Annotated in this window: 16 protein-coding genes; 7 read left to right on the top strand and 9 right to left on the bottom strand. The window is 67.2% G+C overall.

Going from position 1 to position 20,066, the window contains the following annotated elements; translation table 11 throughout:
* Positions 1-55: 55 nt before the first annotated feature.
* The 6 genes from fabV to queA all read right to left on the bottom strand — a co-directional run bounded on the left by fabV (position 56) and on the right by queA (position 7,593).
* Positions 56-1,315, bottom strand: coding sequence for an enoyl-ACP reductase FabV (gene fabV, locus ACZK08_RS07865; protein WP_053520465.1), 1,260 nt, complete (start codon positions 1,313-1,315; stop codon positions 56-58).
* Between the two features lie 589 nt (positions 1,316-1,904).
* The gene (gene secF / locus ACZK08_RS07860) at positions 1,905-2,885 is read right to left on the bottom strand and encodes a protein translocase subunit SecF (protein WP_053519778.1); all 981 of its coding nucleotides are present in this window, start codon (positions 2,883-2,885) and stop codon (positions 1,905-1,907) included.
* 15 nt (positions 2,886-2,900) lie between these two features.
* On the bottom strand, positions 2,901-4,757 hold the full coding sequence (gene secD / locus ACZK08_RS07855) for a protein translocase subunit SecD (protein ID WP_053519779.1): 1,857 nt from the start codon (positions 4,755-4,757) through the stop codon (positions 2,901-2,903).
* A gap of 61 nt (positions 4,758-4,818) precedes the next feature.
* Entirely contained in the window at positions 4,819-5,163 is a 345-nt protein-coding gene (gene yajC, locus ACZK08_RS07850) for a preprotein translocase subunit YajC (protein WP_053519780.1), read from the bottom strand.
* A gap of 134 nt (positions 5,164-5,297) precedes the next feature.
* The gene (gene tgt, locus ACZK08_RS07845; protein ID WP_065181313.1) at positions 5,298-6,428 is read right to left on the bottom strand and encodes a tRNA guanosine(34) transglycosylase Tgt; all 1,131 of its coding nucleotides are present in this window, start codon (positions 6,426-6,428) and stop codon (positions 5,298-5,300) included.
* 97 nt (positions 6,429-6,525) lie between these two features.
* Positions 6,526-7,593 (bottom strand): tRNA preQ1(34) S-adenosylmethionine ribosyltransferase-isomerase QueA, encoded by a 1,068-nt coding sequence (gene queA / locus ACZK08_RS07840; RefSeq protein ID WP_065181312.1) that lies wholly within the window; start codon positions 7,591-7,593, stop codon positions 6,526-6,528.
* A 209-nt stretch (positions 7,594-7,802) separates the two neighbouring features.
* Here queA and ACZK08_RS07835 point away from each other — a divergent pair, with 209 nt between their 5' ends.
* Entirely contained in the window at positions 7,803-9,299 is a 1,497-nt protein-coding gene (locus tag ACZK08_RS07835; protein ID WP_065181311.1) for an aminotransferase class III-fold pyridoxal phosphate-dependent enzyme, read from the top strand.
* 264 nt (positions 9,300-9,563) lie between these two features.
* A complete protein-coding gene (locus ACZK08_RS07830; protein WP_065175031.1) occupies positions 9,564-10,157 on the top strand; it encodes an LOG family protein in 594 nt (197 codons plus the stop codon).
* A gap of 19 nt (positions 10,158-10,176) precedes the next feature.
* On the opposite strand, the gene ACZK08_RS07825 is transcribed toward ACZK08_RS07830, so the two are convergent.
* Positions 10,177-12,972, bottom strand: a complete 2,796-nt coding sequence (locus tag ACZK08_RS07825) for a bifunctional diguanylate cyclase/phosphodiesterase (protein ID WP_231107716.1) — start codon at positions 12,970-12,972, stop codon at positions 10,177-10,179.
* A 292-nt stretch (positions 12,973-13,264) separates the two neighbouring features.
* On the opposite strand from ACZK08_RS07825, the gene ACZK08_RS07820 reads away from it, so the two are divergent.
* The 5 genes from ACZK08_RS07820 to ACZK08_RS07800 all read left to right on the top strand — a co-directional run bounded on the left by ACZK08_RS07820 (position 13,265) and on the right by ACZK08_RS07800 (position 17,412).
* A complete protein-coding gene (locus ACZK08_RS07820) occupies positions 13,265-13,783 on the top strand; it encodes an RNA polymerase sigma factor (RefSeq protein ID WP_229765872.1) in 519 nt (172 codons plus the stop codon).
* Positions 13,780-14,751, top strand: a complete 972-nt coding sequence (locus tag ACZK08_RS07815; protein ID WP_065181309.1) for a hypothetical protein — start codon at positions 13,780-13,782, stop codon at positions 14,749-14,751. Before ACZK08_RS07820 ends, ACZK08_RS07815 begins: the two co-directional genes overlap by 4 nt.
* Positions 14,752-14,785: 34 nt before the next feature.
* Complete coding sequence (locus ACZK08_RS07810) at positions 14,786-15,382, top strand: IMPACT family protein (RefSeq protein ID WP_053519787.1); 597 nt, start codon at positions 14,786-14,788, stop codon at positions 15,380-15,382.
* Positions 15,375-17,147, top strand: a complete 1,773-nt coding sequence (locus ACZK08_RS07805) for an ABC transporter transmembrane domain-containing protein (RefSeq protein ID WP_065181307.1) — start codon at positions 15,375-15,377, stop codon at positions 17,145-17,147. Before ACZK08_RS07810 ends, ACZK08_RS07805 begins: the two co-directional genes overlap by 8 nt.
* Positions 17,148-17,217: 70 nt before the next feature.
* Complete coding sequence (locus ACZK08_RS07800; protein WP_053519789.1) at positions 17,218-17,412, top strand: hypothetical protein; 195 nt, start codon at positions 17,218-17,220, stop codon at positions 17,410-17,412.
* A 164-nt stretch (positions 17,413-17,576) separates the two neighbouring features.
* Here the strand turns inward: ACZK08_RS07800 and ACZK08_RS07795 are convergent, their stop codons facing one another.
* Together ACZK08_RS07795 and pdxY are read right to left on the bottom strand one after the other, a co-directional pair.
* A complete protein-coding gene (locus tag ACZK08_RS07795) occupies positions 17,577-18,701 on the bottom strand; it encodes a prephenate dehydrogenase (protein WP_065181305.1) in 1,125 nt (374 codons plus the stop codon).
* A complete protein-coding gene (gene pdxY, locus ACZK08_RS07790; protein ID WP_053519791.1) occupies positions 18,698-19,606 on the bottom strand; it encodes a pyridoxal kinase in 909 nt (302 codons plus the stop codon). Before pdxY ends, ACZK08_RS07795 begins: the two co-directional genes overlap by 4 nt.
* Positions 19,607-20,066: the final 460 nt, after the last annotated feature.

The following is a 20,066-nucleotide window of genomic DNA, read 5'->3' as shown; positions in this document are numbered from 1 at the left end:
GCGAGCACAGCGGCGCGCCCTATGTGAAAAGGCCGGCTTTCGCCGGCCTTTTCGATCAGGTCATATCGACCAGATTGTTGATCTTCACATCCGGATCGACGTCGGCCTCGTAGTCGACGCCTTCAACGCCGAAACCGAACAGGCGCAGGAAGTCCGCCTTGTAGCCGGCCAGGTCGCTGATCTCGTACAGGTTTTCGTTGGTCACTTGCGGCCACAGCGCAACCACCTTGCCCTGCACGTCTGCCGCCATTTCCTTGTAGTCGGCACGCAGGCGGCCTTCTTCATCGACCAGCGCGACGGTATGGCCATCGCCATCGACCAGATCGTGACGCAGGCGGTCGATCGCCACGCCGTCGGCCTTGCCGCCGTAGAGGATGTCGTAGAGCACGTCCAGCTGCTCGATGCAGCCTTCGTGGGTGCCCTTTTCCTTCATCACCTTGAACAGCAGCGACAGGTACAGCGGCATTGTCGGAATGGCCGAGCTCGCCTGGGTGACCACGGCCTTGAGCACCGACACGCGGGCATCACCGCCGATCTTCGCCAGCTTCTCGCGCAGGCCAAGCACCTTGGTGTCGAGATCCTTCTTGGCAGCGCCGATCGAGCCATTCCAGTAGATGGCCTGGGTGATTTCTTCGCCAACGTAGGTGAAGGCGGTGGTGGTGCAGCCATTGGCCAGCACGCCGGCATCGGCCAGCGCGTCGATCCACATCTGCCAGTCTTCACCGCCCATCACTGCGACGGTCCCTGCGATTTCCTCCGGCGTCGCCGGCTGCAAAGTGGTCTCGGTGATCACTTCCTTGTCGGTATCCAGGCCACGCAGCGTGATCGGCTCACCGATCGGCTTCAGCGTGGAACTGATCACTTCACCGGTTTTGGGGTGCTTGCGGCGCGGCGCAGCCAGGCTGTAGACGACCTGGTCGACCTGGCCGAGATCGGCCTTGATCATCTCGATGGTGCGCGCCTTCACTTCATCCGAGAACGCATCACCATTGATGCTCTTGGCATACAGGCCCGCCTCATCGGCATAGCGGTGGAACGCCGCCGAGTTGTACCAGCCCGCCGTGCCCGGCTTGGTCTCGCTGCCGGGACGCTCGAAGAACACGCCCAGGGTCGCCGCACCGCTGCCGAACGCGGCAGTGATGCGGGCGGCCAGGCCGTAGCCGGTCGAGGCGCCGATCACCAGCACACGCTTGGGACCGTTCTGGATCGGCGGGCGGGCGCGGATGTAGTCGATCTGCTGCTTGACGGCGGCGTCGCAGCCGGTCGGATGGGTGGTGACGCAGATGAAGCCGCGGACGCGCGGTTTGATGACCATGGATACCTCGGGTTGGCAGATGCGGCGCGCAGGGCGCTCAGCAGGAATCGGAGGGCGCGCCTGCGCGCGCGAACCGCAGGATCGTAGTGTGCGGGGCACGATTGCACAACCGACGCTGCCGTAGGGTGGTGTTTGTTTTGCAGGGTTGCACCCTGCACCCGCCGAATCAACGTCAACATCAACGGCAGAAGCGAGCTATCTGCGGGATGGCGGGGCGGGTCCGGTTGCGGGGGACGCCGCAAGTACGTCCATGTAGGCTCGGTCGCGCCATCCATGGCGCTCACGCCCCCGCAACCGGACCCACCCCGCCTTCGACAGTCTTCCGCGTTCTGTCGGAACCGCATTCTGCTCTGGTGGGTGTCGACCTTGGTCGACACGATTGAATTCATTCGAAATCTGACAGATGTGTCGACCAAGCTCGACACCTACCGACAGCCGCGTGAACCCGCACTCCGACACCGCCCCGCCAACCCACGAAATGCCCGCTGTTGATGTTGCCTTTGCCTCGGCAGGTGCAGGGCTACACGCCTTGCCAACAAAAAACCCCGCTTGCGCGGGGTTCTCTGTGCGTTGCGTGCAGCGCGAACGCTTACGGACGGCGGGCCAGAGCCTCGATGTCCTTGGCCTTCGGCAGCAAATCCTGCTTGCTCACGCGCAGGAAGCCGATCGTGAGCATCGGCACCGCGACCAGGATCGACGACATGACCACGATCACCGCACCGATCATGTGCGTTTCGGCCAGGCCTTCCATCGAGCTGCCACCGTACAGGTACAGGGCCAGTGCGGACAGGAAGAACATCACCGCGGTGATCACCGTACGCGACAGCGTCTGGTTGATCGAACGGTTCAGCACTTCCATCGGTTCCACGCGCAGGCTGCGGAAGTTCTCGCGGACGCGGTCGAACACCACGATGATGTCGTTGATCGCAAAGCCCATCACCGACAGCAGGCCGGCCAGCACAGTCAGGTCGAACTCGCGGCCCAGCAGGGACACGTAAGCCACCGTCACGATCAGGTCGAACATGGCCACGATGCTGGCGGTGACCGCGAACTTCCATTCAAAGCGGACGGCGATGTAGATCAGGAAGCCGGCCAGCATGAAGATGGTGGCGTACAGGCCGTTCATCGCCAGATCCTTGCCGATCTGCGGGCCGACGAACTCATTGCGCAGCACCGTCGCCTGGTTGTCGGCCGAGGACAGCGCCTTGACCACGGCCGCCGCGGTGGCCTTGTCCTCGGCGGCGGAATCGCCGGTACCCGGGGCATGCTCACCGTGCGGCGCCAGGCGGATCAGCAGGTCGGTACTGCCACCGACGCTCTGCACCTGGGCGCCGTCGAAGCCGCTCTGCTCGAGCTTGGTGCGGACCTGCTCGACGTCCACCGGGCGCTCGAAGCGGGCTTCAATCAGGGTGCCACCGGTGAAGTCCAGGGCATAGTTGAAGCCCTTGAAGCCGATGATGGCGATCGATGCCAGGAACACGATGATCGTGACGACCATGGCGACATGGCGCCACCGCATGAAATCGATCTTGGTGTCGTTCGGGAGGATGTGCAGCGGAAACAGTTTCATGTGCGTGTCGTCCCGTCAGATGGCCACGTTCTGGAGCTTCTTGCGACGGCCGTAGATCAGCGTCGCCAGCGCACGCGACACGGTGATCGCGGTGAACATGGAGGCGAAAATACCGATGATCATGGTCAGCGCGAAGCCCTTCAGCGGACCGGTACCGAATGCGAACAGTGCCACGCCGACGATCAGGCCGGTCAGGTTGGCGTCGAGGATGGTGCCGGACGCGCGCTCGTAACCGGTCACGATCGCGGTCTTGCCCGGAACACCGGCCCGCAGCTCTTCACGGATACGCTCGTTGATCAGCACGTTGGCGTCGACCGACAGGCCGACCGACAGCGCCAGGCCGGCGAAGCCCGGCAGGGTCATGGTCGCGCCGAACAACGACATCACCGCCACCACGATCAGCAGGTTGAACAGCATCGCCACCGACGTGATGATGCCGAACATGCGGTAGTAGATGCTGAAGAACACCAGGGTGAACAGGAAGGCGAAGACCACGGCGCGCATGCCGTTCTTGACGTTCTCGGCACCCAGGCTCGGGCCGACCACGCGCTCTTCGACGAAGTCCATCGGCGCGGCCAGCGAGCCGGACTTCAGCAGCTTGGCCAGATCTTCGGCTTCCTTCTTCTGCAGGCCGGTGGTCTGGAAGTTCTTGCCGAATACGCCGTTGATGTTGGCCACCGAGATCACTTCCTCGTTGACCTTGAAGCCGCGCACTTCCTGGCCGTCGACCACGGTCACGGTCGGCACGCGTTCGGTGTACACCACCGCCATCGGCTTGTTCACGTTGGCGCTGGTGAAGTCGAACATGCGCTGGCCACCGACGTTGTTCAGCGTCACGCTGACCGCCGGGGCACCGCTGTTGGCGTCGGTCACCGCCTGCGCAGCCACCATCTGGTCGCCGGTGACGATCACGCGCTTGTTCAGCAGGATCGGGCCGCGGCCGTCACGCTGCTGGTAGACCTTGGCTTCCGGCGGGATGCGGCCGGCGTTGATGGCGTCCTGGGCGTTGCCCTCGACCACCGCACGGTATTCCAGGGTGGCGGTCGCACCGATCATGCGCTTGGCTTCGGCCGTGTCCTGCACGCCGGGCAGCTGCACCACGACGCGGTCGGCGCCCTGGCGCTGGATGATCGGCTCGGCCACGCCCAGCTGGTTCACGCGGTTGCGCAGGGTATTGATGTTCTGCTCGATGGCGCCGTTGGCGATCTGCGAGATCTCGGCCTCCGGCACGGTCACCGTGATGCGGCTGCCGCTGACGTCATAACCGAGGGTCGGCTGCGCCTTGAGCAGGGCCGTGCGGGCGCGCTGCGCGGCGTCGTCACCGGCGGACGGGCTCAGGTTGGCCACGATGCTGTTGTCGGCGCGACGCTCGACCGACTGGTACGGAATGCGTGCGTCGCGCAGGGTGCTGCGCACGTCTTCGGTATAGGCATCCAGGCGCTTGTCCAGCGCAGCCTTCTGGTCCACCTGCAGCACGAAGTGCACGCCGCCCTGCAGGTCCAGGCCGAGCGTCATCGGGCGACCGCCAAGATTGGCCAGCCAGTCCGGAACGGTGGATGCCAGGTTCAGCGCGACCGTGTAGTTCTCACCCACGCTGTCGCGCAGCAGGTCGCTTGCCGCGGCCTGGGTCTTGAGGTCCGGCAGGCGGACGATCAGGCTCTCGCCTTCCTTCTCGGCGCCGAGGCTGGCGATGCCGGCCTTCTTCAGGTCAGCCACCACGCGGTCGCGGAGGGCGTCGTCGACCTGTCCGCCACGGTTGGCGGTGATCTGGACGGCCGCGTCCTTCTGGTAGATGTTGGGCAGCGCATACAGCGTACTGAGCGCAAGTACGATCAGGATGACGACGTACTTCCAGCGTGGAAATTCGAGCATTGCTTGGGTCCCGCGCGGCGCCATCCCCGGCGCCGCGGTTGTGCATCGGAAAGGGAGTGGCTTACTGGGCCGACTTCAGGGTACCGGCCGGCAGCACGTTGCCGACAGCGCCCTTCTGCACGCGGATGCGCACGTTCTCGGCCACTTCCAGGGTGACGAAGTTGTCGCCGATGTCAGTGACCACGCCGGCGATGCCACCGTTGGTCAGCACTTCATCGCCACGCTTGATCTTCTCCAGCATGGCCTTGTGCTCCTTCTGCCGCTTCATCTGCGGGCGGATCATCAGGAAGTACATGATGGCGATCAGGATGATCGGGAACAGCAGCGTGGTCAGGCCCATGCCCTGCGGTTGGCCACCGGCGGCCTGGGCGTGGGCGGCGGGAATCAGGAAGGCAAGCAGGTTCATCTTTGGTCCTTTGGTTGGGCGGCGCTCCGGCCCTTTCACGGGCGCGGGGTGTCGACCGCGGATCTGGGTCAGCCTTGAAGTATGCCATGGCCCCGGACGTTCGTCCCCGGGCCGTTCGACAGGGGGGCGCCGGGTTACAGCGGCGGCGGAACCGCTCCGCGTGCCGCATAGAAGGACTCGCGGAAGGCCTGGAAGGTTCCCGCCTCGATCGCCGCCCGGATGTCGGCCATCAGCTTCTCGTAGTAGAACAGGTTGTGCAGGGTGCCCAGCATCGGCGCCAGCATCTCGTTGCAGCGGTCCAGGTGGCGCAGGTACGAGCGGGTGTAGCCGCCGGTACAGGCCACGCAGCCGCAGCCCGGTTCGATCGGGTCCATATCCCGCGCATACTGCGAATTGCGGATGCGGACGGTACCGAACGAGGTGAAGTAATGCCCGTTGCGCGCGTTGCGGGTCGGCATCACGCAGTCGAACATGTCCACGCCGCGTGCGACACCCTCGACCAGGTCTTCCGGCCGGCCCACGCCCATCAGGTAGCGCGGGCGGTCGCCCGGCAGCTCCGGATCCAGGTGGTCGAGCATGGCGTTGCGCTCATGCTCCGGCTCGCCCACGGCCAGGCCACCGATGGCATAGCCATCGAAGCCGATCGCCTGCAGGGCCTCGGCCGAGCGGCTGCGCAGGTCGGTATGCACCCCACCCTGGACGATCCCGAACAGGGCCGCATCGTTGCCGAGCTCGTCATGCGCGTTGCGGCTGCGCTGGGCCCAGCGCAGGCTCAGCTCCATCGACCGGCGGGCGACGTCCTCGGTGGCCGGGTACGGGGTGCACTCGTCGAAGATCATCACCACGTCCGAATCGAGCACCTTCTGGATCTTCATGCTCTCTTCCGGGCCGAGGAACACCCGGGCCCCGTCGGTCGGCGAAGCGAAGGTCACGCCCTGTTCGGTGATCTTGCGGCGGTGGGCCAGCGAGAACACCTGGAAACCGCCGGAATCGGTCAGGATCGGGCCGTCCCAGCGGCAGAAGCCATGCAGTCCGCCGTGGTCGGCGATGATGTCCAGGCCCGGACGCAGGTACAGATGGAAGGTGTTGCCAAGGATGATCTCGGCACCCAGCGCGCGCACCTGGTCCGGCAGGATGCCCTTGACCGAGCCATAGGTTCCCACGGGCATGAAAGCCGGCGTTTCCACCGTGCCGCGCGGGAAGGTCAGGCGGCCGCGACGGGCACGGCCGTCGCGGGTCTTGAGCTGGAACTGCAGTCGGGACATGGAGCGGTCGTTCAGGCAAATAGTTGCCTATTGTCTCCCAAGAAGGCGTGCGCACCAAGGTGCGCACCCGCAAGGGTCCCTGCCCTCCCGGCGCGCCCTACCCTGCCTGCGGGAACAGCAGCATCGCGTCGCCGTAACTGAAGAAGCGATAGCGCTGCTGGATCGCGTGCTGATAGGCCTCGAACACCCGCTCCTTGCCGGCAAAGGCCGAAATCATCATCAACAGGGTGCTTTCCGGCAGATGGAAATTGGTCACCATCGCGTCAACGCTGCGGATCCGATAGCCCGGGGTGATGAAGATCTGCGTCTCGCCGGCGAACGGCAACAGCTCGCCGTCACGCATCGCACTTTCCAGCGCGCGCACCACGGTGGTGCCGACACCGATCACGCGCCCGCCCGCAGCGCGGGTCCGACGCACCTGCTGCACCAGCTCGGCGCCCACGTTCAGCCACTCGCGGTGCATCACGTGGTCCTTCAGGTCATCGGCTCGCACCGGCTGGAAGGTGCCTGCCCCCACGTGCAGGGTGACGTGGCCGAACTCCACGCCCTTGTCCTTCAGCGCGGCCAACAGCGGTTCATCGAAATGCAGGCCGGCGGTCGGTGCCGCCACCGCTCCCACCTCCCGCGCGAACACGGTCTGGTAGCGCTCGCGGTCGTCCACGCCCGGCTCGCGCTGGATGTAGGGGGGCAGCGGCAGGCGTCCGGCGTGCAGCAGCCACTGCTCCAGTGACTCGGGCACATGGAACTGCAGCACATAGAACTCGCCGTCGCGGCCCAGCACTTCGCCTTCGCCACCGGCATCGAGCGCGATGCGGCTGCCGGCCTTGGGCGACTTGCTGGCGCCGACCTGGGCACGCGCCTGCTGGCCGCCGAGCAGGCGCTCGATCAGGATCTCGACCCGCCCACCGCTGGCCTTCTGACCGAACAGGCGCGCCGGGATCACGCGCGTATCGTTGAATACCAGCAGGTCGCCCGGCTGCAGCAGCGAGGGCAGATCACGCACCTGCAGGTCGGTGAAGGCGGCAGGGGCCGGAGGCACCAGCAGCAGGCGGCTGGCGGAACGTTCAGCCAGCGGCGCCTGCGCGATCAGTTCAGCCGGCAGGTCGTAGTGGAAATCGGACTTCTTCAAGGCAGTGGGCGGCAACAGGTCGACAATGGCGCGCATTGTACGGCCAGCGTCTGCGAGCCGGCGTGGTCCGCGGCGAACGTCGCGCAAAATGCTGCTATGCAACAGGTTTCTGCGGGGTTATCGCGCAAAAAAACAAGTGCTAGCATCGAGATGGAAGTCCGCTGCACGAGGCCGCCCAGCGCGCGTGATGACGCGCGTTTTGCTTTTTGATGGCCCGTGCGCCCCATTGTTTCAGGAGATCTGCAATGAGCTTCATCGAACGCCTCGCCCCCCTGCGCAGCCAGCCCGGCACCCGCCTCACCACCGGCCTGGACGACGCCACCCTGACCACCCTGTCCGTCCGCCATCCGCAGCTGGTGGCCGCGGTCGAGGCCGCCGCCGCGGAGTTCGCCCGTGTGCAGGGCGAACTGGGGCCGTTGCTGGCGCAGGACGAACAGGCGCAGATCGATGCCATGCAGGACGGGTTCGTCAATTTCTACGCCGACGACGCCGTTACGCCCTATGTGGCGCTGGCCGCGCGCGGCCCGTGGGTGGTCACCCTCAAGGGGGCGGTGCTGTATGACGCTGGCGGCTACGGCATGCTCGGCTTCGGTCATACCCCCGACACGGTGCTGGAGGCGATGGCCCGACCGCAGGTGATGGCCAACATCATGACCCCCAGCCTGTCACAGCAGCGCTTCATCACCGCCCTTCGCGCCGAGATCGGCCACCGTCGTGGCGGCTGCCCGTTCGCCCGTTTCATGTGCCTGAACTCCGGCTCGGAGGCGGTCGGGCTGGCCGCACGCATCGCCGACGTCAACGCCAAGCTGCAGACCGACCCGGGTGCGCGCCACGCCGGCGCCGCGATCAAGCGCGTGGTGGTCAAGGGCAGCTTCCATGGCCGCACCGACCGGCCGGCGCTGTACTCCGATTCCAGCCGCAAGAGCTACATGCAGCATCTGGCCAGCTACCGTGGCGAGGATTCGGTGATCACCGTGGCGCCGTACGACGAAGCCGGCCTGCGCGCGGTGTTCGAGGACGCCGCCCGCAACAGGTGGTTCATCGAGGCGGTGTTCCTGGAGCCGGTCATGGGCGAAGGCGATCCGGGCCGCTCGGTGCCGCCGTCGTTCTATGCCCTGGCCCGCGAATTGACCCGCGCGCACGGCAGCCTGCTGCTGCTCGATTCGATCCAGGCCGGCCTGCGCGCGCACGGCGTGCTGTCGGTGGTTGACTACCCGGGCTTCGAAGGCCTGGATCCGCCGGACATGGAAACCTACTCGAAGGCCCTGAACGCGGCCCAGTACCCGCTGTCGGTGCTGGCGGTGACCGAGCATGCCGCACAGCTGTACCGCAAGGGCATCTACGGCAACACCATGACCAGCAACCCGCGTGCGCTGGACGTGGCCTGCGCGACGCTGGCACAGCTGACCCCGCAGGTGCGCGCCAACATCGCCGAGCGCGGCGCCGAAGCCGTGCGCAAGCTGGAACAGCTCAAGGGCGAGCTTGGCGGGCTGATCACCAAGGTGCAGGGTACCGGCCTGCTGTTCTCGTGCGAGCTGGCGCCGCAGTTCAAGTGCTACGGCAGTGGTTCCACCGAAGAATGGCTGCGCCGGCATGGCATCAATGTGATCCATGGCGGCGAAAACTCGCTGCGCTTCACGCCCCACTTCGGCATGGACAGCGAAGAGCTGGATCTGCTGGTGGGCATGGTCGGCCGCGCCCTGCGTGAAGGCCCGCGACGCGAGCAGGCTGCGGCGGCGTAAGCCCCCGCTTTTTGTAGAGCCGAAGGCAGCGGCAGGAGCCGCTGCCAACGTCGCTGGCGACGGCCCGAAGGGTGCCGGTCAGGACGACCGGCATAGCCCATGCTCGGCTAGGGCACTGCCGCGATCTGAACGAAGAGCAGCCGAGCATGGCTCGGCTCTACAGAAGGCCTCTCAAGGCCTCATAATCCTTGGACACCCCGTCCCTGACCGCCCTGCGGTCGGCGACGGGGCGTTTTCGTTTCCGGCCAAGAGACAGGAAGATCCATGAAATCGATCTGTGTGTACTGTGGTTCCAACGCTGGCAGCAAGCCGGCCTATACCGAACGCGCCATTGCACTGGGCGACCGCATCGCCCGCGACGGCCTGCGCCTGGTGTATGGCGGCGGCAACGTCGGCCTGATGGGAACCGTGGCCAATGCCGTGCTCGCGGCCGGCGGCGAGGTCACCGGCGTGATTCCCCGCCAGCTGGCCGACTGGGAAGTGGCCCATCGTGGCCTGACCGAGCTGGAGATCGTCGGCTCGATGCACGAACGCAAGTCGCGCATGTTCGACCTGGCCGACGGCTTCGTCGCCCTGCCCGGCGGCTTCGGCACCATGGAGGAGATCTTCGAGATGCTGACCTGGCGCCAGCTGGGCATCGGCAACAAGCCCTGTGCATTCCTGGACGTGGACGGCTTCTACGCGCCGCTGATCGGCATGATCGATCGCATGGTGGATGAGCGCTTCCTGCACCCGGACCAGCGCCAGGACCTGTGGTACGGCTCGGACATCGAGCAGATGCTGGAGTGGATGAAGAACTACCAGCCGGCACAGGCCTCCAAGTGGATCGACGAGAAGCGCCGCGCCGCCCTGCGTTGATTGTCCGCCGCGTGGCGTCTCAGGTCGCCACGTCGGCCCAGGGAGCCGGTCGCCCCAGCAGGTAGCCCTGGCCGTAATCGCAGCCCAGTTCGCGCAGTGTCTGCCGCTGGGCTTCGGTTTCGATGCCTTCGCCGATGGTTTCGATGCCCAGCGTGCGCGCCAGCGACAGCACGCCCTGTACAAGCGCGCGGGTGCTCTGCACTTCCGGTCCATGCAGGCCGGCAATGAAGCTCTGGTCGATCTTCAGCGTGCTGATCGGGAAGCGGTGCAGGTACGACAACGCCGAGAAGCCGGTGCCGAAGTCGTCCAGCTGCACCTGGATGCCGCGCTCGCGCAGTCCCTGCAGGATATGCAGCGTGTGCGGGCCGTCATCCAGCAGCGCGACCTCGGTGATCTCCAGGCGCAACCGGCGCGGATCGGCCCCGCAGGCGTCGAGCAGGCCGAACAGGCGCGCACTGAAACCGGCCGAACGGAAATGCCGCGGCGACACGTTCACCGACACATAGCCCTGCCCGCCCGCGGCCAGGCCGGCGATGACCTGTTCGTAGATCAGCCAGTCGACCTGTTCGATCAACCCGCTCTCCTCTCCCAGCTCCAGGAACGCGCCCGGCAACAGCAGGCCACGCCGTTCGTGCTGCCAGCGCAGCAGCGCTTCGTGGCCCACCACTTCCCCGTCGGACAGGCGCACGATCGGCTGGTAGAACGGCACGAAATCCCGGTTGTTGATCGCCCGCCGCAGATCGGCTTCCAGATCGAGGCTGCGCATGGCCTGCTCGCGCATGTCCTCGTCGAAGATCGCACAGCGATCATGCCCCTGCGCCTTGGCCCGGTACATGGCGGCGTCGGCATCGCGCAGCAGCTCTTCTCCGGTCCGGTAACGCGGATTCCACAGCGCGATGCCGAGGCTGCCGGACGGGAACAGCTCGCGCCCGGCGATCCACATCGACTCCTGCAATGCCAACAGCAGGCGTTGACCGAAATCCAGGGCCTGCGCCAGGCCCAGCGGGCACTGCAGCAGCACCGCGAACTCATCACCGCCCAGGCGCGCCACCACGTCGTCGGGGCCCGCCATCGACACGATGCGCTTGGCCACTTCCACCAGCATGTGATCGCCGGCGGCGTGGCCGATGCTGTCGTTGACCAGCTTGAAACGGTCCAGATCCAGGAACAGCACCGCGAACACCGGGCCGTCCTCCTGCCTGGCCAGTACCAGCGCATCCTGCAGCCGGTCCAGCAGGTGCAGGCGGTTGGGCAACCCGGTCAGCGCGTCGTGCATGGCCTGGTGGGTCAGCCGCTGCTCGGCACGCAGGCGCTCGCCGATCTGGCCCAACAGCTTTTCGTTGACCTCAGCCAGTTCGCGCGTGCGTTCGTCCACGCGCTTCTCCAGTTCGGCATGCGCCGAACGCAGGCGCTGCTGGTCGCGCTGGCGGGCCAGTCCGGTGCCGATGTTCTGCGCGACGAAGGTCAGCAAGCGCTGGTCGTGGATGCTGAAGGCACGCTGCTCGCTGTAGCTCTGCACCACGATCGCGCCAACCACTTCGTCATCCCGCAGCAGCGGCACGCCCAGCCAGCACAGCGAGCGCGCGCCGGACTCGCGCACCTCGCCACTGGCGCGCAGCGAGTCGATCTGCGCGCGGGAGGCCAACAGCGGCTGGCGGTTGCGCACCACGTATTCGGTCAGGCCACGACTGAACGCACGGGAGGCGCGGCTGGCGTGGCGTTCATCCACCGAGTAGACGAAATCCAGTCCATCACCCGCCTCGTTGACCAGCGCGATGTAGAAATTGCGCGCGTCGAGCAGTCGGCCGACCACGCCATGCACCTGGCCGTAGAACTGCTCCAGGCTCTCGGCGGACATCGCCATCTCTGCAATGTCGTACAGCGCGATCTGCAGCTGCTCGGCACGACGACGCTCGGCCACTTCGTCCTGCAGGCTGTGGTTGGCGCGCTGCAGCTCCTGCGTGCGCAGTTCCACCTGCTGCTCGAGCCGCACCTGGGCCTGGCGCCGGTCCATCGCGGTCTGTACGTGCTGGGCAACGAAACCCAGCAGTGCACGCTCGGCCTCGCCATAGCGGTCTGCCTGCTCGTAGCTCTGCACCACGATGGCACCGCACACCCGGCCATCGCGCAGCATCGGCACACCCAGCCAGTCCAGGCTTTCGGGGCCGCGAAGCGGGTCATGCTCCTGCCCGACCTCGCGGGCCAACAGTTCCCGCGAAGGTCCGCTCAGGGGCCTGCCATGGTGCAGCAACGCCACCGTCAGGCTGCGCGGCATTCCACTGGCGTCGAAGCTCTGCGCCGGATCGGCGACGAAATCATCCACCTGGTCGGCGAAGTACAGGAACCTGATCTGGTCATGCAGGTCATCGTATTCGACGATGTAACAGTTTTCCGCGTACATCAGCGTGCCCAGCACGTCGTGCACGCGGCGCAGCATCTGCCCCATCTCCAGGTCGGCGCCGGCAAGATCGGCAATCTGGAACAGCGCCTGCTGCAGCCGCTCGGCCTCTTCCAGCGCCTTGATCTGTCCCGCCTGGCGGCCCCGCTGCAGGGCCAGTTCCATGGCCTGCCGCGCCAGACCCCACCATGCGGACGAAGGCGCCGCGCCTTCCACCACCAGGTACAGGCGGGCACCATCATGATCCCAACCGTGGCGGCCATCGCCGGCAGCCGGTGCCCCGCTGTCGGCCGCGACCGGGGGTATCGGCCAGATGGCGTCACCGCGCCCCAGCTGGGGATCGTCCCAGCCGACCCGGACCACCGCCGATTCCGGCAGCAGCGCATGCAGCGCGCGCACGAGTTCCGTACTCAGCACGGCCTCGTGTGATGGCGTTTGCGCAGGTTCAGCGTGCGTGGACAAATGACAATCTCTTGGCGCCGTCTGTGCGTCGCCTCCCCTGAGCCGCCGAGCATAGCGCGCCACCGGGGGGGCAATGGAAGCCCGGCAACCCCGAATCGTGCGCCCGTTCGTTATTCCTGGCGTCCGCACCCCGTTCCGAGCCATGAACCTCGCCCTGTCCGCCCCCGCACCCCGCTATGCGCCATCGTCGGCAGGCCTTAACCTGTACCGCGTGGAAGCCAGCGCCCTGCCAACCGATGAAGCCTTGATGCTCGCCTGGGCCGGCGGCGACCTGCACGCGTTCGAGAGCCTGTATGCGCGCCATCGCAAGCGCCTGTTCGGCTTCCTGCTGCGCCAGCTGCGCGATACCGCCCTGGCCGAGGAGATCTTCCAGGACGTCTGGCAACGGGTCATCAGCGCACGGTCCGGCTGGCAGCCGGATGCCGCCTTCAGCACCTGGCTGTTCCGCATCGCGCACAACCGGCTCAACGATCACTGGCGCGCCGCACGCCACCGCCCGGCGGCGCCGGCCGATGCCGAGCTGCGTCTGGCCGCGCTGGAAGACGGGCAGACCCCGGAAGCAGAGCTTTCAGAATTCGAGCAACGTCGCCGCATCCAGCGCGCGATGGAAGAACTGCCGCTGGAGCAGCGCGAAGTGCTGCAGCTGCGGCTGGATCAGGAACTGAGCCTGGAGGAGATCGGCCAGATCACCGGCGTAGGCCGGGAAACCGTGAAATCGCGGCTGCGCTATGCGATGGACAAGCTGCGTGCGGGACTGAACGCATGAACCGAGACGAACCCCTGACGCCTGAAGAGCGCGAGCTGGCGCGCCTGCTCGGCCGTCGTGTCGAACAGGCGCCTCCGGCGGCGCTGGATGCCACGATCCTGGCGGCCGCCCGTGCGGCGGTGCAGGCGCCACCGGCCGACGCGGCCGACGCGGCCGACGCGGGCAGCGTGCGTGCACGGCGGCCGCGCCGGCACTGGCCTGCGGTGTTCGGCGTTGCTGCATCGATGGTATTCGCCATCGGCATCGCCTGGCAGCTGCGCCCGGAACCGCCCGCGGTCCCGGCGCACGATGCACAGATCACTGCGCCGCGCGTCGCCGGCGAGGTCGCTGCCGAAGTGGCCGCGCAGCCTGCCGAGGACCCCACCCGGCCTTCCCCTGCCGAGCCGGCCATCGCAAGTGCGCCGCCGGCACCACCGGCGCCGGTCGCGGCACCCAGGCCCGCCGCGCCGGCCCGATCCTCTGCACCGCAAACACCGGCACCGACGGTGGCGGCACGAGCGAAGGCGGCGGCTCAGGCCACCGAGCGCGCCGCCGCCGACACCGCAGCTCCGCCGCCGGCTGCGGAACCTCCGGCCGCTGTGGCCTATTCGGCACCGCTGCCCGCTGCGGCGCCTGCGCCGCCGTCGCTGGAAGCGCGCGACGCCGTTGTCCCCCTGTCCGGCGCGATGGAGGCCGCCCCGGCCAGCGCGGGACAGCGCGGTGACACCACGACGCTCAAGCGGGCCGTACCGCTCCGCAGCGCACCGGGCGTGATGCGTCGCGGCAGCGATGCCGCGCTCAGCGCTACGGCCGTGCAGGCCGAAGTGGCCGCCGACGCCCAGCTGCCCCGCCGGCAGTGGCTGCAGAAGATCCGCGAACGTCGCGACGAAGGCCAGCGCGACATCGCCCGTGCCAGCCTCGAGCGCTACGTGCAGCAGTATCCGGAGTCGCGGCTGCCACGCGACCTGCGTCCTCTGCTGGACGACTGAAGCATGGGGGCGGCAACCCCGTAGAATGAAGGGAATGCCCGATACCCTCGCCCAGCCCGTCAGCCACACGCTGGAAGTCAAGCACAGCCGCTTCATCGCCCATGCCGCGCCCATCGATGGCGCGGCGGCGGCGATGTCGTTCCTGCAGCGGGTGATGGTGGCCGACGCCACGCACAACTGCTGGGCCTACCGGCATGGACAGGAGTATCGTTCCAGCGATGATGGCGAGCCGGCGGGAACTGCCGGCCGGCCGATCCTGGCCGCCATCGATGGCCAGGGCTTCGACCGGGTCATGGTGGTGGTGATCCGCTGGTACGGGGGTATCAAGCTCGGCGCCGGCGGTCTGGTCCGCGCCTACGGCGGTACCGCCGCCGAGTGTCTGCGCACGGCACCGCGGCTGCCGCTGGTGGCGATGGCACGGCTGCAGCTGCTGGCCGGCTTCGAGGACCTGGGTACCCTGCATGCGGCCCTGCCCGCATTCTCCGCCGAGAAGCAGGATGAACAGTTCGACGCTGAAGGCGTGCGCCTGCGGATCGAATTACCCGCCGACCAGGCCGACGCATTGAAAATCCGCCTGCGAGACGCCACCCGTGACCGTATCCGTATCCGAGATGACGACCAGGATGACTGACAAGGACGACGCGGCCGCCGCGACCCCGCCATTGCGCCGCCTCGGCAGCCTGCGAACGCTGTGGCCGTTCGTGCGCCGGCACAGTGGCCTGTTCGCCGCGTGGCTGCTGGCGCTGGCCGTCTCCTCGGCCGCCACCCTCAGCCTGCCTCCGGCCGTCAAGCAGATGATCGACCACGGCTTCAGCAGCGGCGGCCAGATCAACCGGGCGTTTGCCCTGCTGATGCTGGTGGCGGTAGTGCTGGCGATCGCCACCTCCGCACGCTTCTACTTCGTGTCGCTGCTCGGCGAGAAGGTAGTTGCCGACCTGCGCAGCCGTCTGTACGGGCACCTGATCCAGTTGGGTGCCGGTTTCCATGACCGCAGCCGCAGCGGCGAACTGGTCTCGCGCCTGACCGCCGACAGCGAGCTGCTGCGCAGCGTGGTGGGCTCGACCATGTCAGTCGCATTGCGCAGCAGCGTGACGGTGGTCGGCAGCCTGGCCATGCTGTTCGTGACCAGTCCGCGCCTGGCGGCGTGGTCGCTGCTCGGCATCCCGCTGGCGGTGCTGCCCATCATCATCGGCGCACGCAAGCTGCGCACCGTCGCGCGCAGCAGCCAGGACCGCATCGCCGACGCCAACAGCCTGGCCAGCGAGACCCTCGGTGCCGTCCGCACGGTGCAGGCACATGCGCGCGAGCCTTACGAGCGCGGCCGCTTCGACCTGGCGCTGGGCGATGCGATCCGTGCCGCACGCCGGCGCATCGGCGCACAGTCGCTGGTCACCGCCAGTGCTATCCTGCTGATCTTCGGTGCCATTGTCGGCGTGCTGTGGCTGGGCGCCCACGATGTCATCGAGGGCCGCCTCAGTGCCGGCACCCTGGGCCAGTTTGTGCTGTATGCGCTGATCGGCGGTGGCTCGGTGGGCGCTCTGGCCGAAGTCTGGAACGAGCTCCAGCGCGCTGCCGGCGGCATGGGCCGGATCGGCGAACTGCTGCAGGAGGATGTCGAGATCCGCGCGCCCGCGCATCCACGCGCGCTGCCGCAGCCGCTGCAAGGCGAGATCCAGTTCGATGACGTGGTGTTCCACTACCCGCAGCGACCGGACCAGGCCGCGCTCGACCACTTCAGCCTGCATGTGCGCCCCGGCGAGACCGTGGCCCTGGTCGGTCCCTCGGGTGCCGGCAAGAGCACGGTGCTGTCGATGCTGCTGCGCTTCCATGACCCGGCCAACGGCCGCATCTGCGTGGACGGCATCGATGTGCGCGAGGTCGATCCCGCCGACCTGCGCGCCCAGCTGGCCCTGGTGCCGCAGCAACCGACGCTGTTCGCCGCCAGCGCCCGCGACAACATCCGCTACGGCCGCCTGCAGGCCAGCGATGCCGAAGTCGAGGAAGCGGCTCGTGCCGCTGAGGCCGATGGCTTCCTGCGTGCGTTGCCGCAGGGCTATGACAGTGAGCTGGGCGAGCGCGGCGCGCGCCTGTCCGGCGGGCAGCAGCAGCGCGTGGCGATCGCCCGCGCGCTGCTGAAGGATGCGCCGATCCTGCTGCTGGACGAAGCCACCAGCGCGCTCGACGCGCAGAGCGAGTACGGTGTGCAGCAGGCGCTGGAGCGCCTGATGGCGGGCCGCACCACGCTGGTCATCGCACACCGTCTGGCAACCGTGCTCAAGGCAGACCGCATCGTGGTCATGGACCAGGGGCGCATCGTCGCCGAAGGCACGCACGCACAGTTGCTGGCTGAAGGGGGTCTGTACGCGGAGCTGGCGCGGCTGCAGTTCATCGATTGATGACGGTCGGCTAACACCTCTGGCGCCAAGCTGGCCGCGCAGAAGCAGCATCCGCTGAAGGAGGTGGACGATGTCGTTCCGTCAGTTTCCCGCAGTCGACAGCAATGGCGAGAGCCATATCATCATCGAGTTCAAGCCCGAGGCCAATGGCAGCGGACATCATTCCGAAGCCACCCCGCGCTACGAGCTCGACGACGGGCGTCATCTGGTGCGCAATGGCCGCGAGTTCAGCACCAGCGGCGGCGAACTGCGGCTGACCATCTAGCGTCGCCTGGGTCATCGCAGGGCCGCCGGGCGTAGCCCGGCCCCACCGGCAGCACCCTGGTCAGTTTTTCGCCACAGATCTTGACAGCTTGTGCTGGCAAGGGATGAGCAGTGTTATCCACATGTTTGCGCAGAATTCATCCACATCCCCTGTGGATGAATGCACTACGCCAGTACCCGTCCGATTCCGCTGGCATCCACGGCGGCCGCTGCGTCGGCCAGGGCACGTGGATCACTGCCGGCGACGAAGCCGATGCGGAAATGCACTTCCCCGCCCGGCGTGCGCGAGGAATGGATGGAAGCCAGGCTGATGCCGTGCTGCTCGAAGATGTTCAGCAGTTCACGCAGTGAGCCCGGGCGATCTTCCGGCAGGTGGACCGACACGGCGTTGCGCTCGGTCAGATCGGCCAGCAGGTAGCCCACCCGCTCGAAGGTATAGTTTCCCGAGGCCAGTGCAGGCGCGCCGAAGGCGGCCTGGTTCGCCGCCAGCATCTGCTCGCGGAACGCACCGCGCGCCATGTCGTCGCCTTGGTCCACCTGGGCCTGCAGCATGCGCAGCTGGCCGACCAGGCGTTCCAGCATCGGCGCGACATGCGGATTGCCGAACTGGATGTCCTCATAGATCGCCGGATTCAGCGAGAGGATGCGCGAGATGATCGCGGTATCCAGTTCGAACGACGCCGAGCGATAGGGAAGCATCGCTTCCAGTGTCCCCAGTTGCGGCTGATATTCCCGCAGCACGCCGGCCTGGGCCAGATGCGTGGCATGCACCATCGCCTGCACCAGCGCCATCATCTGGTCATGGTGCTGTGGCGTGGCGCGCACGCACTCGGCCTGCAGCGCCACGCACAGCGCATCCAGCCAGGGCCGACAGTGCTGCAGTCGCGCTTCGCAGACCACCATCACCCTGCCCTTCAACGTGGGGGCCTTCGGCGGCGCGGTCATCGGGTGCAGGCCGACCACTTCGGCCTGTGAGTCAAGCATCGCCTGTACCGGCGCGTCCTTGACCGAGGTGACATCGAGCCACAGGCGCCCGCGTTCACGACCCGCCGAGCGGCGCACGTATTCGGCGATCAGTTCCGGCGTATGCCGGATCGGTGCGGAGAACACCAGTACATCGGCCTCGGCCAGCAACTGCTCCGGTGTATGCGAAGCAGCATCGGCCGGATCGTGGCCGATCACCTGCAGTCGCATCTGCTGCTCGAAGAAGCGGCCCAGCCAGCGCCCGTAGGCGCCGGCACTGCCGACGATGCCGATCGTGCGCGGCGCAAAGTGCTGCACTGCCGTCATGCCACGCGTTCAGCGCGGAAGCGCGTGCCTTCGGCCAGTGCGGCGGGCGCCGCGGCAATCACGTCGAACTCCTCGAAACCATTGGCCAGCGTGGCCTCCAGGGCGGCATGGGTACCCGCGATGGCACGCGAGATCGCCTGCTGCATCGACTCTCCCCGCAGCAGGAACGACACCACCAGCGACATCAGTACGTCGCCGGTCCCCGCCACGTCCACCGGCAGCAGCGGCGAGGTCCAGCGCCAGGTCTCGTCGCGTCCCACCGCCAGCGTCACCAGCTCGCCCGGCGTGCCACCCACGCTGTGCGCGATCACCCAGTGCGGACCACGCGCCAGCAGCGTACGCGCGGCGGCGATGGCGTCGGCCTCGGCCAGTGCCGGCATGCCGGTCAGACGGGCCAGCTCGAATGCATTCGGGGTGACCAGCCACGCATGCGGCAGCAGTCGTTCGGCGAAGATCGCCTCCAGACCCGGCTCCACATAGGGGCCGGTATGGGTATCGCCGATCACCGGATCCAGGCAGTAGCGCAGCTGCGGGCACGCGGGCAGGACCTGATCGAGCCAGTCGGCGAACGCCGCACCATTGGCGGTGCTGCCGAAGTAGCCGGAGACCAGCATCCTGGCCCGCTGCGGCAAGCCACGCTCGTGGGTGCCCAGCAGCAGATCGGCGAACCAGTCACTGGGCAGTACGCGGCCGCGGGTGGTCTCGTAGAACGGCGCGTTGCTCAGCAGCGTGGTCGGGATGTCGGCCACGCGCACACCGAGCGCGCGCATCGGCGGCATGGCGGCACTGTTGCCGGCATGGCCGTAGACAAGCTGCGACTGGACCGAAATGACATCGACCGGCGACGGCCCATCCGGCCGCTGGCGGCGACCGTGGACCAGATGGGTATCAAGGGATTCGCTCATATCCGCATTCTACGCCCAAGGGGGTTTTCGGCAGGGCTTGCAGCCCTGCACCTGCTCAATGCAACGGCAACGGCCGAAGCCAAAGCGGCATTCCGTGGGGTGGCGGGGCGGTGTGGGTGGTCAGGACACGCCGTAAACCCATCCATGGGGGCTCGATGGCGCCATCCATGGCGCCAACGGTCCTGACCACCCACACCGCCCCACCTTCGACAGGTTCACGCGGCTGTTGGTAGGTGTCGACCTTGGTCGACACATCTGTCAGATATCGAATGAATTCATCCACGCATGGCGTGGATCTACCGTGTCGACCAAGGTCGACACCTACCAGAGCAGAGTGCTGTTCCGACAGATCGCGGAAAACCACCGAAGGCGGGGTGGGTCCGGTTGCGGGGGCGTGAGCCGCATGGATGCGGCGACCGAGCTTACATGGACGTACTTGCAGCGTCCCCCGCCAACCGGA

This window comes from Stenotrophomonas sp. 112478_Sma (genome assembly GCF_056479905.1).
This window is presented reverse-complemented; position numbering and strand designations above follow the sequence as displayed.

Bases quoted from the DNA above. Each gene is read 5' to 3' on its own strand.
- ACZK08_RS07795 (WP_065181305.1), bottom strand. From the start codon at position 18,701: ATGACGGCAGTGCAGCACTTTGCGCCGCGCACGATCGGCATCGTCGGC.
- tgt (WP_065181313.1), bottom strand. From the start codon at position 6,428: ATGTCCCGACTGCAGTTCCAGCTCAAGACCCGCGACGGCCGTGCCCGT.
- ACZK08_RS07815 (WP_065181309.1), top strand. From the start codon at position 13,780: ATGAACCGAGACGAACCCCTGACGCCTGAAGAGCGCGAGCTGGCGCGC.
- pdxY (WP_053519791.1), bottom strand. From the start codon at position 19,606: ATGAGCGAATCCCTTGATACCCATCTGGTCCACGGTCGCCGCCAGCGG.
- yajC (WP_053519780.1), bottom strand. From the start codon at position 5,163: ATGAACCTGCTTGCCTTCCTGATTCCCGCCGCCCACGCCCAGGCCGCC.
- ACZK08_RS07835 (WP_065181311.1), top strand. From the start codon at position 7,803: ATGAGCTTCATCGAACGCCTCGCCCCCCTGCGCAGCCAGCCCGGCACC.
- fabV (WP_053520465.1), bottom strand. From the start codon at position 1,315: ATGGTCATCAAACCGCGCGTCCGCGGCTTCATCTGCGTCACCACCCAT.
- ACZK08_RS07805 (WP_065181307.1), top strand. From the start codon at position 15,375: ATGACTGACAAGGACGACGCGGCCGCCGCGACCCCGCCATTGCGCCGC.
- secD (WP_053519779.1), bottom strand. From the start codon at position 4,757: ATGCTCGAATTTCCACGCTGGAAGTACGTCGTCATCCTGATCGTACTT.
- ACZK08_RS07810 (WP_053519787.1), top strand. From the start codon at position 14,786: ATGCCCGATACCCTCGCCCAGCCCGTCAGCCACACGCTGGAAGTCAAG.
- ACZK08_RS07830 (WP_065175031.1), top strand. From the start codon at position 9,564: ATGAAATCGATCTGTGTGTACTGTGGTTCCAACGCTGGCAGCAAGCCG.
- ACZK08_RS07820 (WP_229765872.1), top strand. From the start codon at position 13,265: ATGCTCGCCTGGGCCGGCGGCGACCTGCACGCGTTCGAGAGCCTGTAT.
- secF (WP_053519778.1), bottom strand. From the start codon at position 2,885: ATGAAACTGTTTCCGCTGCACATCCTCCCGAACGACACCAAGATCGAT.
- ACZK08_RS07800 (WP_053519789.1), top strand. From the start codon at position 17,218: ATGTCGTTCCGTCAGTTTCCCGCAGTCGACAGCAATGGCGAGAGCCAT.
- queA (WP_065181312.1), bottom strand. From the start codon at position 7,593: ATGCGCGCCATTGTCGACCTGTTGCCGCCCACTGCCTTGAAGAAGTCC.